Origin of the sequence: Acetobacter garciniae (assembly GCF_017377735.1) — a bacterium.
GTDB classification, from domain to species: domain Bacteria; phylum Pseudomonadota; class Alphaproteobacteria; order Acetobacterales; family Acetobacteraceae; genus Acetobacter; species Acetobacter garciniae.
Window position 1 is genome coordinate 383,989 of record NZ_JAFVMH010000001.1, and the last position, 14,132, is coordinate 398,120.

Sequence of the window (14,132 nt, forward strand, 5' to 3'; positions counted from 1 at the left end):
TGTCCGATGAATAGTCTCGCACCTCAAGGCGGCCCCATTCTGGTTACGGGGGGGCAGGGCCAGTTGGCGACATCCCTGGTCAAATTGGGGGGGGCGCGTATTCACCGTGTAGGACGCCCCGATTTCGATTTCGACCGGCCTGAAACGCTGGCACGCATTTTGGATGCCATTGAGCCGGTGGCGGTGGTCAATGCCGCTGCGTGGACCGCTGTCGATCTGGCGGAAAGTGAGCCCGAAGCTGCGGCTCGCGCCAATACCTCCGGTCCCGCCGAGTTGGCCCGGCTCTGTGCGCTACGAGACATCCCGCTTATTCATATTTCGACAGATTATGTCTTTGCGGGGAACAAGGGCGCGCCCTATGTGGAAACAGATAGCATTTCCCCCCAGACAGTCTACGGCGAAACAAAAGCCGAAGGCGAGAAACTGGCATTGGCGGCCAACCCTAAAACCCTGGTTTTGCGCACATCATGGGTTTATTCGGCCCACGGGAAAAATTTTGTGCGGACGATACTGAACGCGGGCGCTAAAAACCCCACCCTGAAAGTTGTTGGCGATCAGCGTGGTAACCCAACCAGTTCCGATGATCTGGCGCGGGCCATCCTTTCAGTCCTGGCTGTTATGGAAAAGGATAGCTGGAGAGACGAGTTCGCAGGCATTTACCACGCTTGCGGCACGGGTGAGACAACATGGCATGGCCTGGCCGTCGCAGCGCTGAAAGAGGCCACAGCCTACGGGCAGGCAATGCCGGACGTGACAGCCATCCGGACAGAAGACTGGCCAACGCCCGCCAAGCGTCCGGCGGTTTCCAGCATGGATAGTGCTAAACTGAAGCGCGTATTTGGGGTGGCTATGCCGGCATGGGAAGACAGCTTACGTCAGGTTGTCAAAACGCTTTATAGTTCATAGACAGCAGTGAAAGAAAACAGGTTTTTATGGTCAAAATTGCGCTGATCTATTTTGGTATTTCCAGGAGTCCATCGCAAACGAGAGATGGAATTTACAGGAATATTATAAAGCCAAATGAAGATATCGGCGTGGAATTTACACAAATATCGTTTCTAAACATGATCGACAGGATCCATAATGCCAGGTCGGGCGAATATGAAGTCGATATCGATAGAAGCGATTTCCTGAAAATCTATTCTGATTACTATTTTCTTTTTGATCAAAAGAAAAATAAAATCGACGCTGAATTAGAAATTGCAAAAAAAAGACAAGACCCTTTCTGCGACGATTGGGCTTCTATAAGAAATTTATTAAATCAGTTGTATGTTTTAAAAAATGGGTGGAACGCTTTTGAAGCGATCAATAACGATAAGTTTGATGCGTATTTTTTCGTCAGGCCAGACATTTTATATATAGATAAAGTTCTTATACCTGATTTACTGAAAAATATGAGCCACGCTAAATCTATATTGATTCCATCATGGCATAGTTGGGGTGGGTTGAATGATCGATGCGCTTTGGCAAGGCCTGAAGCCGCAAAGTTTTATGCATCACGCTTTAATCAAATCAAGAAATTTTGCAAGTATAACGACTTGCATTCAGAGTCTTTGTTGGCATGGATTGTGAGTTTGCAAGGATGTTACGTTGGTAACTTACCACTGCGCGGGAAAAGAGTACGCTCCCAAGGCTATGTGAAAGAAGAGGATTTTCAAGCAGCATCTATGCACATACCTAGCAAGACAAGGAGATTTCACTACAATTCAAGTAAAAGAGAAGTGCGTTGGGGGTATAAATTAAGAGATTTTCTTTCCTGACACGCGATATGCTTATATGCGATCTGCGGATTACGGATGGGTCACCATCATGTTGCCGATGCCAAGAGTGCACCAATGCAAAAAAGAAAGTATTTCAGAGCGCAAAACTAAATGCTAAAAAGGGTAAAATCAAGGTCAATCATAATTGAGTGGATGTCCAATTTTTATGTCGATCGCTTCTGACACTGATATCATGCACCTTCTGCGTTCAAAAGTAATTTTGGCGGAGCCGCAGTTTTTGGCGTGGCCTCCCCCATGGGTTGGACATATTCCATTCGCATTTTGGCTCATGGAGAGTTCACGTCCGACGTGCATGGTGGAACTGGGAACTCATACTGGTAATTCTTATTGTGCGTTTTTGCAGGCGGCGATTGCTTGCGATTTGCCTATTAAATCCTATGCTGTCGATACTTGGGAGGGTGATCCCCACGCGGGTTATTATGGTAATGAGGTTTATGATGAGCTTAGTGCTTATCATAATCCCTTATATGGTGCGATTTCTTGCTTGATGCGGATGACTTTTGACCAGGCGCTTGATTATTTTTCCGATGGCTCGATCGATTTATTGCATATTGATGGTTTGCATACATATGATGCTGTAAAAAATGATTTTACAAAATGGCTTCCCAAAATGAGTCGGAGAGGCATAATTCTATTGCACGATATTAATGTGCGTGAACGGGGATTTGGTGTATGGAAATTGTGGGAAGAAATATCCGTGCAATATCCGGCTTTTTCTTTCGATCATTCTAATGGCTTGGGCATGGTCTATGTGGGTTCTGAACCTATGCCCGAAAATATTCGCTGGTTAATAATGGACGTGGCGGTAAATTCAGAGCGACTAGCCGTTGTCCGTCGCTTTTTTTCACGTCTGGGTGCTGGTTTGTTTGATAGAGCATGGTCGCAGGAGCGCGCCAATCTTTTGTCGCGGGCCATGGACGAGAACCAGCGTTTTAGTGACATGGTTGTGGAACGCGACAATCGATTGAAGCCCTTATATGAAGAAGTAGAACGTCTTAATACTTTGCTCAACGATGCTACGGCGGCCGTGCATCATGCCAATGATATGGTTGTGGAGCGCGATAATCGATTGGAGCCTCTCTATAAAGAAGTGGAGCGCCTCACTACTTTATATAAAAAAGCTGAAGCTACGTATCCCATTAGACTCAAAATATTACAGAATGATGTAAAAAAATATACCAGCGAGATTTCCGAGCGCGACGACCGGTTGAGTATTCTTTATCCGGAAATTGAGCGCCTTAATGCGGCGGTTAAAGATTTAGAGATTCAGTTGCATGCAGTTTATGCCTCATCATCATGGCGCATTACAGCTTGGATGCGGTGGTGTAAGACTTCTATCCGGACGGGGTTGCTTAAGTTTCGCTTTATAAAAAGAATTATGAGGCCTCTGTTGAATGAGGTTATTCGTAGGCCAAATAGGTTGCCGAAGCGTATTATCTTTATGCTTGCTTGTTTCTATAAGCTTGGGGTGCGCGGCACGTGGCGGCATTTAATTCAAATTGTGGATTTGCCTAGGCATAATGAAAGTGCGGCAACGGTAGTTTTGAAAGAAGAAAACTCGGAAAAAAAAGGCAGAAATATATGGTCAAGTAAGGAGCCGCTGCCAGTTTATGAATCATGGTTGGCTGTTAATAGACTAAGCCGTGGCGCTATTGACAATATTTGCGCTTCTCTTGGAGAGCGAAAGGGTCGCACTCCGAAAATTTCATTGATTACGCCTGTTTATAATACAGATCCCGTTTTTTTCGAGGAATTGCTTGAATCTGTTCTTGCGCAGGTATATGATGATTGGGAATTGTGTCTTGTCGATGATTGTAGCAGTGCACCGTATGTAACAGCTATGCTGGAAAGAGCGATAGCTCGTGATTCACGTATCAAAACCACCCGTTTGGAGAAAAACGGGGGAATAAGTGTGGCTACGAATGCTGGCGTTGAAATGGCTAGTGGAGAGATTGTTGCCTTTCTTGATCATGATGATTTGATTACTCCTGATTGTTTGGCGGAATTGGCTATTTATTATGCGGATCATCCTGATGCGGATATTGTTTATAGTGATGATGATAAAATAGATACAAAGGGTCATCGTTATGCGCCTCAGTTTAAGCCGGACTGGGCGCCAATATTGCTTTTGTCATTTATGTATATTTCACATGTATTTAGCGTTCGTCGATCTCTCTTCGTCGAATTAGGTGGTTTTCGTAAATCATTTGACGGTTCTCAGGATTATGATTTTGCTTTGCGCGCTGCAGAGAAAGCCCGTCATGTAGGTCACATTCCAAAAATTCTCTATCATTGGCGTGCGGCTCCTGGTTCTACGGCCGTCTCTGCGGATAATAAGCCTGCAAGCATCGAGGCAGGTCGTCGCGCCGTGCTGGAGGCCATGAAACGCCGGGGTTATTCTGATGTGCGTGTGATACATCCTGACTGGGCCGCCAAGGCACGATGCGGCATATTCGAACTTATTTTCCCTGATGATGGTCCATCAGTAACGATTGTTATTCCTACCAAAAATCAGGTTGATTTCCTTAGAACTTGTATAAACTCTCTGGTAAAAACGACATATCGTAATTACAATATTCTAATCGTTGATAATGAGAGTGATGATCCCGAAGCAATTGCTTATCTGGAATCTCTAACGTTAGCTCCTCACATTCGGGTGGTTTGCATACCCAGCCCCGAAGGAGGATTTAATTTTGCTAATCTTAACAACAGGGCGGTTCAAGAATACTGCACTACAGAGTATATATTGTTTCTTAACAACGATACCAAAGTCATATCGCCTGGATGGTTAAGCCAGATGATGGGTTATGGTCAGATGCCGGGAGTTGGCGCTGTAGGAGCAAGACTTTACTTTGAGGATAATACGGTCCAGCACGCAGGTGTTGTTCATGGCTATCATGAGGGACTGGTCGGGCATGCGTTTCGCAATATTCCTCGACATGATTGGGGATATATGGGTTTTGTTCGAACATCACGTGAATATTCTGCCGTAACAGCAGCCTGTATGTTGACTTCGCGGACATTGTTCGAAGAGTTGGGTGGCTTTGATGAGTTGAATTTTCCGGTTTCTTATAATGATGTTGATTATTGCTATAGAGTTGTAATTTCAAACCGGAGTTGTGTTTATTGCGCGACCGCTGAGTTGTTTCATTTTGAGAGTAAAACACGAGGTTATAAATATAATCCACACGAGCGAATAAATTTTCGTCGTATTTATGGCAATTGGTACGACCGTTGGTATAATCCCAATTTGTCGCTGGAGAATGAGCGCTTTGAACCAGCAGCGGTCTGTTTGCAGAGTCGTCGGAATAATCCTGTCAATGTGGTAATGGTTACGCATAACCTGAATTATGAAGGCGCGCCCTCCGTTTTAATGGATCTGACCGTCGGTCTAATAAAGCGAGGGAATATTCATGCCAAAATATTGTCGCTACGGGACGGTCCACTTCGCGAAGTTTATGAGGCAGAGGGTATTCCAGTACATATTATGTCTCGCTCACCGCTGCATGACGTGCATGATGCGGCAACATTAGCTCGTAGTTGTGAGGATTACGGGGCTTTGTTGAAGCAATTGGGAGCCGAGGTCGTAGTCGCCAATACTCTTCAGAATTTTTGGGCAGTTATTGCTGCAACCTACGTTGGTCTGCCTTCGATCTTGTGTCAGCACGAGAGTGAGGCATGGGAGAGCTATTTCGACTACCTGCCCGAGGCAATCCGTTTTTATGCATACAATGCATTTGCTGAAGCTTACAGGGTCATCTATGTGGCTGATGCAACGCGTCGTGCGTGGCATAAACTTGATAGCCAAGGTACATTCAAGCTTGTTCGTCACGGGATTCCTCCCGCGCGTTTGGCGGAGATGGTCTCTCGATGGGATCGTGCGCAGGCCCGCAATTTGTTGAACCTTGGGAATAGGGAAGTGGCAATTGTGGTGGTGGGCACTCTTTGTGCACGTAAGTCTCAGTTGGATATAATAGAAGCTTTTTCTTGGTTGGAGGAAAAAACTCAGGATAAGATACGCATATTCTTAGTGGGTGCAAATGGAGAACCAGCTTATACGGACGTGATTACGTCTCGTATCAACAGTTTGCCTTCGTCAGCGGCCAATAGGATAGTGTTAACAGGACCAACAAGTGATCCATTTATATATTACGCGGCGGCTGACATTGCTGTATGTACTTCACGTATAGAAAGTGCACCACGAGTAATTGTGGAAGCAATGGCTTTCGGGTTGCCTATCATCACGACGCCAGTATTCGGTATACCAGAGCAGGTGTATGAAAATGTGAATGCTTTGTTCTATCCACCTGGTGATGTGGAGGAATTGGCAATTCTCATGGCCAATCTAGTAGAAGATGACGCATTACGCCAAAAACTGGCAACAAAAAGCCGGGCTGTATTGGATAGTCAGCCTAGTTTTGCAGACATGGTAGAGGAATATGATAAAATCATTCAACAGGCGGCTGACCTTGAGGTTGTCTCAAGTAAGATAAGGCAGGACATGCTCCTCTGAGATGTGATCGTCGTGAAATGGGCTGCCTGCGATGACTGGTCCGGTTTCATAGTTAGTTGATATGCGCTTCTGATGCCAGCCTGGCTGGGAGGTGAAGCGTCGCGGAACCGAGCGGCCACGCTGGCATTCTGATTGTTTCTGGCGCTGGCGGGCGGTATTGCAGGCTGCTGTGTGGGCGCATCCGGTTGTAATGGTCGCGCCACCAGCCGGTGACGGCCTTTACTTCCTCAAGGCTGTAGAAGATCTCGCCATTGAGCAGTTCGTCCCGCAGATGGGCATTGAAGCTCTCGATGTAGCCGTTTTCCCAAGGGCTACGGGGTTCGATGTAGAAGGTGATGGCACCCACTCGGCCCAACCATTCGCGCACCGCGTTGGCGACGAATTCGGGGCCGTTATCCGATCGGATATGCCCAGGCGGCTCATGTTCGATGAATAGATCGATCAGCAGATCGACCATATCGTTCGACCGGGACCGCCGCAGCGGCACCGTTGCCAGACATTCCCGGCTGCACTCGTCGATGATGTTGAGTATCCGGTATCTGCGGCCGTTGTGCGTCCGATCTTCGACGAAGTCATAGGACCACACGTGCCCACGATGCTGTGGGCGCAGCCGGATGCACGATCCGTCGTCCAACCATGGCCGACGCCGTTTCGGTTGCCTCTTCGGAACTTTGAGACCCTCCCGCCGCCAGATCCGCTCTACCACCGACAGGCTGACCTGCTAGCCAGCACGCCCCAGAAGGGCATGGATGCGGCGATAGCCATAGCGGCCGTAATCCTTGGCCAGCGCGCGATGATATCGGCTGTCAGTCGATGCTCGTCGGCATCATCCTTTGGCAGATGACGCTGTGTCGAGCGGTGCTGGCCAAGCACCCGGCAGGTCAGCCGTTCCGATACCGCCAATGCACAACGGACCTGTACGATCGCCTCACGGCGACGGGAGGGGCTCAAAAAGTCAGTTTCGACGCCTCTTGCAGGATCGCCTTGTCCAGTGCGAGATCCGCCACCAGCTTCTTCAATCGAGCATTTTCCCGCTCCAGATCCTTCATGCGACGCGCCAGATCCACTTTCAGGCCGCCATATTCCTTGCGCGACCGATACAGCGTCTATTCAGCGATGCCGATCTGTCGACACGCTTCCACCGCCGTCGCACCTCGGCCAACGAGCACATCCACCTCATGCAGCTTCGCAATGATCTGCTCAGGCGTAAAACTATGCCCCAGAGGGCTTTCTTCAGAATTGGACCAGTTTTCTCACGACAGACCAGTGTCTGAGAGATCGCTTGGATAAGGCTATCTCTTCCTGTTATTCAGATTCTATGAGTAGGTCATGATTACAACATATTCCGCAGAACCCCGGGCAGGAGGATGGAAAACGGGTTGAAGTGCAGGCCCGGATTGTCCAGCTTGCCGCTTATGCCGAAGGTCATGGCCACCACGCCGCCGTCTTTTTCGGGGCTGAAGACGCGGCCTATGCCCGGTAGTTTGCCCGGCAGCTTGTTGACGGCAAAGACCGGGGCCACCGTGCCGTGCAGGTCTATGTTGTTGCGGCTGAGGTTGATCGCACCTTCCAGCGTTGCGCCCAAGGCGGTGTTGCCTATGCTGCCGTCGTGAATGCTCAGCACATCGCCTTCGAAGGTCACCGGCAGGCTCATATGGGTGATTTCGAATGCGTCGGTGTTCTGCGCCCATAGCCAGCCATAGACCGAGATATTACGTGCCACGCGCAGCGCCGTGGGGGCTTTTTTCAGGGTGAAGGGGCTGACGTTGATCTTGCCCTTGAACGGGGCCGTGGCCTGGCTGTCGTCGAACGTGCCGGTCAGCACCGCGTGGCCGCCTTCCACGTCGGGCAGGATGTTGAAGGCCGACAGGAACGTGCCCAGGTCGGGAATGGTCACGTCCAGGGATCGGCTGTTGCCCTGTGGCGTCAGCGACATGCTGACGGGTGTGGGGCCGCGCATGGTAAAGCGCATGGTCCGCAACCGGCGGCCATTATGCTCGAAATAGGCCTTGACCCCCCGTAGCGATGGCTTGGTCGCGTTGTACCACAAGGTATCGGCGGTCAGGTCGATCGCCCATGCCGTGCCCGCGGGGCCATGCAGGCGACCGGTCGCGGCTTCGGGAATGTGATAGCCCGCCGGGGCCTGGGTCGTGGGTTGCTGCGTTGCGGGGTCGCCCGTCACAAGGGGGGACAGGTCAAGCGTGTCAGCATAGACGCCGACATGGATCATGCTGTCCGAACCCGTCGGCAAGGCCAGGCGCGCATGCCCGCTGGAACGCGCGATACGGAAGGACGACACGATCAGTTCGGGCGGCATATGCGGGCGGATCGCCGCCTGGCCCTTGACCTCCAGGTCCGGGCCGGAGGCCACGATGCGGTCCACGCCGACAATATGGCCATCCACCAAAGCCAGCCGGGCGGAAACCCGGGCCTGCTGGTCGGGCGCCTTGTGCCATAGCGGAATGAGAATCCGCGCATGCCCAAGGTCCAGCCCCACATCCACCGTTGCGTGGTGGTCCTCCGTTTCGCGGTAGGCGACATCAAGATCGGCGGTGCCGTTGAAATGTTCGCCCGGGTCATACCCGGCGGCAGCCAGGCTTTGCGGCGTCAGGCGCGATGTCATATGCGCCTGTTCCAGCACAGCCTGCGGGCCGACACGGCTGAAATCGGCCAGGTAGGTGACATTGGCGGGCAACCCGCCGATCACGCCCCCGCCGGAAAGGGTAAGCCCCTGCGTTGTGGCGTCGAGCTCGAAATGCCCGTTGGTGACACTCCGCCCCGCCACGACATTGCCCATCATGGCATGGGATACGTCCGCATGGGCGTTGATGGTCATGTCATCGATGCGCACATGGCTGACCAGGGGCAGGGAAAGGGACAGGTTCACCTCCGCCTTGCCGCGCGGATTGGTGATGCTGATCGGATGGCGCGAAAGCAGGTGCAGCCGGTCCTCGGCCAGCAAAGCAAGGATATCTTCCAGCCTGCCGGTCAGTTTCGAGGTAATGATCCCGGTCTGGTCCCGCTGGCTCAGCCCGGTAATGGTCATGCGGCCGGGACCGGCCTCGATCCGTCCCGTGCCCGACAGGCCGACATTCTTGCCCGCCCGGTCCACAAGCTGGTAGCCGTTGTCGAAATCGATGATCAGCGTGTTCAGGTCATGGATCGCAAGCCGGGCCGTGATGTCATGCAGGGGGGAGACAGGGCGCAGCCAGTGAATGGTCAGCCCCTTGGCCGCCAGCCCGCCATCCAGCCCCACGACCTTGAGCGTATCCCACCCTTTAGTGCCGGCAAGGGAAAGGGTGGTTTGCAGGCCGGACGCATCGCCACTGGTAATGTTGTCTGCAACCCATTTCTTCCCGCCCTTGGCGGCATGTTCGGGCCAGTAGCTGTGCATGTCCTCGAACGCCACATGCGCGATATTCGCCGTGACCTGCCCGCTTATACCTTGCGGGTGCAGCAGGTCCGATGCCGTGAGCTGCCCGGCCAGTTCCAGTTCCAGCGTATGGTCGGGCCCCTGCGGCACATCGGCATTATGCACGGACAGGCTTGTATCGTGCAGGACCAGGTGCGCGGGCAGGCTGCCCTGGGCCGTACGGTCCAGCGTCAGGCCCAGGGCGACCGCGCCGTGGTCCAGGGTGTATGTCGATCCCGCAAGGACCATGCGGCCAGCCCCAAGGCCGAGGTTGAGGTTCACCCCATCGGGCAGCAGCCAGTTCGTGCCTGCCGCGGGCACCAGCCTTGTGTCCGCTGTCAGGGCGGTGGGGATATCCACGGTTTTCAACTGCGGGGCCAGGGCTGAAAGGGCCGCGGGGCTGACCGGGGTGCTCAGCAGCCGCCAGGTAATGGCACCGTCATGCCCCACGGGCGCGCCATTGGCAGAAAGGGTTACCAGCCGGGTCAGGCTGGTGCCGTCCTGGCGTGACAGGCCGATGGACGCCGTGCCCACAAGCCCCTGATGGCGGTTCCTGTGCCGGACCGAAAGATCCGCACTCAGGGGGGAGACCACCCAGCGCGTATGGGCCATCTGGTCGTTGACGGTAATGACGGCGTCGTCCAGGCGTATATGTTCCAGCTTGCCGATATCGACACTGTTGCCGCCACCGGGGCTTTGCATATTGGCTGGCAGGTCGAAATCCGGGCCGGTGGAGCCATCGGCCTTGCGGCGCAGGGTAATGCGCACGCCGCGCAGGCTGGCCGAACGCAGGCCGATCGTCCCGCGCAGCAGGGATAGCGGGTCCAGCATGACCCGCGCCTCCCGTATCGTGTCATCCGTCCTGCGGGCGGGGCCTTGCAGGGTGATGTTATACAGGACAATGGCAAGCGGGGATGTCAGCCCGTCATGCAGGCCGTTCCAGCGCAGTTCCGCGCGGTCCAGGCTCAGGCTGGCCAAAGGCGGGCGGTTGGTGCCGCTGTTGATCAGGGCCACGGGCAGAAAAGGCCGCACAACCGGGGTAATGTCGATGGGCCGGATTGTCATGTAGACCAGCAGGGCGGCAACACCGCTTACGCCAAGGCCCAGCAGCGTGCACACGCCCCCCAGCAGCGCGCGCCGTAATGTCACCGTTTTCCGCACGGCTGTGTCTTGACCATTGGCGGTCAACGCAGCAAGCCTTCGTGGTTCACGATACGGACCCCTTCATGACGCAGCAGGCAGAGCATTTTCTTTTTCATGACGTCAGGCTGCCGCGCGGGCGCGGCCTGCGCGCCTGGCCGGATGCGGACTGGCCCAGGCCGGCCGATACGCAGGCGGCAGCACGCTTTGCAGCCGACATGCAGGCCCTGGCGGATGCGGCGGGTATTTTCCCCATGGTCATGGCGCAGGCCGGGGCGCGGGGGTTGCAGGCCTGCCTGGGCGGGAACAGCCCCTATCTGGCCGACCTGGCGCGTGACGATATTGGCGCGTTCGCGGCGTTGCTGGAAAATGGACCGGACAGATGCGTGCAGGATGTTTTTGCGGCATGTGCTGATTTTGACCCCACATCGGGGCGAGAGTATGTCGCAGCCTTTCTCAGGCGCCTTAAAAAACGCATAGCATTTATTTGCGCCGTGGCGGATCTGGGCGGGTTCTGGTCGCTCGATGATGTGACGGCTACACTCAGCCGCCTGGCCGAGACCGCGCTGGAACTCGCACTCAGGCATTTGCTGTGGCGCGCGCACGAGATCGGGCAGATCGAACTGCCGCACCCCGACCGCCCCACGCAAGGCTGTGGCCTGGTTGTGCTGGCCATGGGCAAGCTGGGCGCGCGGGAGCTGAATTTCTCATCCGATATCGACCTGGTGGTTCTCTATGATCCCCTGACGCACAAGCACCCCGAAGCGGTGCGGCGCGTCTTTGTGCGCATGACTAGCGATCTTGTCAGCCTGATGGAAGCGCGCGATGCGAATGGCTATGTTTTCCGTACTGATTTGCGCCTGCGCCCCGACCCGGCCTCCACCCCGCCGGCGGTAACGGTGCAGTCGGCCATTCTGTATTACGAAAGCCTGGGCCAGACCTGGGAACGCGCGGCCATGATCAAGGCGCGCCCCGTGGCGGGGGACCTGGGCGTGGGCCGGCGTTTCCTGGCGGCCATTCGTCCGTTCGTGTGGCGGCGTACCCTCGATTTCGCGCTGATTGACGACATTCACGACATGAAAGCCCGGATCGACCGCCACCGCAAGGCCGGTCGCACCGATCTGGCGGACCTGCCCGACGCCGTGCTGGCGGACCCGCTGGCCAGCCGCGACTGGCTTTTGGGCCATAACCTCAAGCTGGGGCAGGGCGGCATTCGCGAAATCGAGTTCATCGTCCAGGCGATCCAGCTTGTCTGGGGCGGGCGCGAACCGGCCCTGCGCGACAAGACCACGTTTGGCGGGCTGAAAAAACTGGTGGGCTCGGGCCATCTCCCCCGCCAGGAAGCCGAGGTACTGGCCCGCACATACCGTGTCCTGCGCGATGCGGAACACCGGTTGCAAATGCGTGCCGACCACCAGACCCACGCCCTGCCCGACACGGTGGAAGGGTTCGAAGCCTTCGCCATTTTCATGAATTATGCCGACGGCCAGGCCTTCGCGCTGGATATGCTGCCGCGCATGCGTGAGGCCAGGCGCATTTTCGAACGGCATTTCGTGACCCAGGCCAGCGCTGGCAGTGCTGCGCAGGGGCGCGTGCTGGTGCGCGGCCCGGATGAAGGCCAGCTTGCGGACCTGCTGGCCGAACAGGGCTTTCCCCCCGAACAGATTGCCGAGGCCCTGCAGGTTCTGGACCGGTGGAGCGGGAATGGCCTGCGCGCCCTGCGCTCCGACCATGCGCATGCGCTGCTCTGGTCGTTCCTGCCCAAGCTGCTGGCCAGTTTCGGGGCGCGCACCAATCCGCTTGCGTGTCTGCGACGGTTCGACGCGTTGCTGGCCCGCCAGCATGCGGGTGTGCAGCTTCTCTCGCTGTTCGACCATAATCCGGGGCTGATCGAACGCATTGCCAGTATTTTCGATGCCTCCGCCTTTCTGGCGAATTACCTGGCCGACACGCCGTCCGCCCTGGAGGGGCTGCTTGAATCCGCCCCGCAGGACGGGCGCGATGTCGTGGCCCGGCTGCACCATCTGGCCGAGGTTGCGGAAAATATCGAAGGGCTCGTGGCCGCCCTGCACCCGCTGCTGCGGGGGGAGGAATTCCGCCTTTCGGTCGCCCTGCTCGAAGGCCGCATGAACGAGAACAGGGCCGAGCAGGAACGCACCATGCTGGCCGATACGATTGTCACCATCCTTAAGAAAGCGGTGGAGGACGAGCATATGCGCCGCTACGGGCGGGTGCCCGGCGGCGGCATGGCAGTGATCGCACTGGGCAAGGTCGGCTCGCGCGAGATGATGCCGGGCTCGGACCTGGATCTGCTGATGGTGTTCGACCACCCCGAACACGTGCAGGCCAGCGTGGTGGCGGCCCAGGGTGCGGGCACACGCCGCCGGTCGGCCGGGCAGTCGGGCGGCGGGGCAGGGGATGTCGCGCAGGGGGCTGCGGCAGCCGCCGGGCTTGCGCGTTCGGTTGCTGTTGGCGCGTATTATACCCGGCTTGCCCATGCCTTTGTCGCGGCACTGACCGCGCCCGGGCCGGAAGGTCCCCTTTACGCGGTGGACATGCGGCTGCGCCCGTCCGGTGCGGCAGGGCCGGTTGCGGTCTCACGCACCGCGTTCGTGCGCTACCACGCCCAATCCGCCTGGACGTGGGAGCGCATGGCCCTGACGCGCGCGCGCATTATCGCTGCACCCCGCACCTTGCGGGGCAGGTTGCGCCAGGACCTGTCCCATATTCTGGACGGGACGTTGCGCCAGCCCCCGCCGTCACGCGCCACGTTGCTGGACGATGCGCGAAACATGCGCGAACGGCTGGCGCGCGATATGCCCCCGCTTTCCATCTGGGATGTCAAGCGCCGGGCCGGTGGGTTGATGGAGGTGGAATTCATTGCGCAGAGTCTCCAGCTTTGCGCGGCCGACCCGGCGGCACGCAGCACCGTCACCCGCCATGCCCTGGCGCGCCTGGCAAAAGCGGGCCTGCTCAGCGCGCCCGATGCCCGCACCCTGATCGAGGCGGATATGGTCTGGCGGCGCTTGCAGGCCCTGCTGCGCCTGCTCTGCGGCCCGGTGCCGCCCAAGGAGCTGGAAGAAGACCTGGCCCCCCCAGCGCTGAAAATCCTGCTGCGTGGCATGGACGCGCCAGACCTTGCTGCATTGATGGAACGGGTGAACGCACTGGCCAGAACGGTGCGGACTTGCTTTGATCGGGTGATTGGCCCCATTGCCGCGGAACAGCATGCGTCGGCCGGGGTTAAGGCAATGCGGCCCGACGATTTTTAACAGGGAGAACAGTC

General features: G+C 56.0%; 5 protein-coding genes and 1 pseudogene. 4 read left to right on the forward strand and 2 right to left on the reverse strand.

Going from position 1 to position 14,132, the window contains the following annotated elements; all coding sequences use genetic code 11:
* Positions 1-6 precede the first annotated feature (6 nt).
* From rfbD to J2D77_RS01750, 3 genes are all read left to right on the forward strand, one after another.
* A complete protein-coding gene (gene rfbD, locus J2D77_RS01740) occupies positions 7-906 on the forward strand; it encodes a dTDP-4-dehydrorhamnose reductase (protein WP_207844485.1) in 900 nt (299 codons plus the stop codon).
* A gap of 26 nt (positions 907-932) precedes the next feature.
* Positions 933-1,760, forward strand: coding sequence for a hypothetical protein (locus J2D77_RS01745; RefSeq protein ID WP_207844487.1), 828 nt, complete (start codon positions 933-935; stop codon positions 1,758-1,760).
* Positions 1,761-1,926: 166 nt separating this feature from the next.
* Positions 1,927-6,294, forward strand: a complete 4,368-nt coding sequence (locus J2D77_RS01750) for a glycosyltransferase (RefSeq protein WP_207844489.1) — start codon at positions 1,927-1,929, stop codon at positions 6,292-6,294.
* Between the two features lie 52 nt (positions 6,295-6,346).
* On the opposite strand, the pseudogene J2D77_RS01755 reads toward J2D77_RS01750, so the two are convergent.
* Positions 6,347-7,517, reverse strand: a pseudogene (locus J2D77_RS01755) (IS3 family transposase).
* A 110-nt stretch (positions 7,518-7,627) separates the two neighbouring features.
* Positions 7,628-10,867 (reverse strand): AsmA-like C-terminal region-containing protein, encoded by a 3,240-nt coding sequence (locus J2D77_RS01760; protein WP_331000043.1) that lies wholly within the window; start codon positions 10,865-10,867, stop codon positions 7,628-7,630.
* A 65-nt stretch (positions 10,868-10,932) separates the two neighbouring features.
* Here J2D77_RS01760 and J2D77_RS01765 point away from each other — a divergent pair, with 65 nt between their 5' ends.
* On the forward strand, positions 10,933-14,118 hold the full coding sequence (locus J2D77_RS01765) for a [protein-PII] uridylyltransferase family protein (protein ID WP_207844493.1): 3,186 nt from the start codon (positions 10,933-10,935) through the stop codon (positions 14,116-14,118).
* Positions 14,119-14,132: the final 14 nt, after the last annotated feature.

Coding starts and splice junctions, on each gene's coding strand:
- rfbD (WP_207844485.1), top strand. CDS start 7: ATGAATAGTCTCGCACCTCAAGGCGGCCCCATTCTGGTTACGGGGGGG.
- J2D77_RS01765 (WP_207844493.1), top strand. CDS start 10,933: ATGACGCAGCAGGCAGAGCATTTTCTTTTTCATGACGTCAGGCTGCCG.
- J2D77_RS01750 (WP_207844489.1), top strand. CDS start 1,927: ATGTCGATCGCTTCTGACACTGATATCATGCACCTTCTGCGTTCAAAA.
- J2D77_RS01745 (WP_207844487.1), top strand. CDS start 933: ATGGTCAAAATTGCGCTGATCTATTTTGGTATTTCCAGGAGTCCATCG.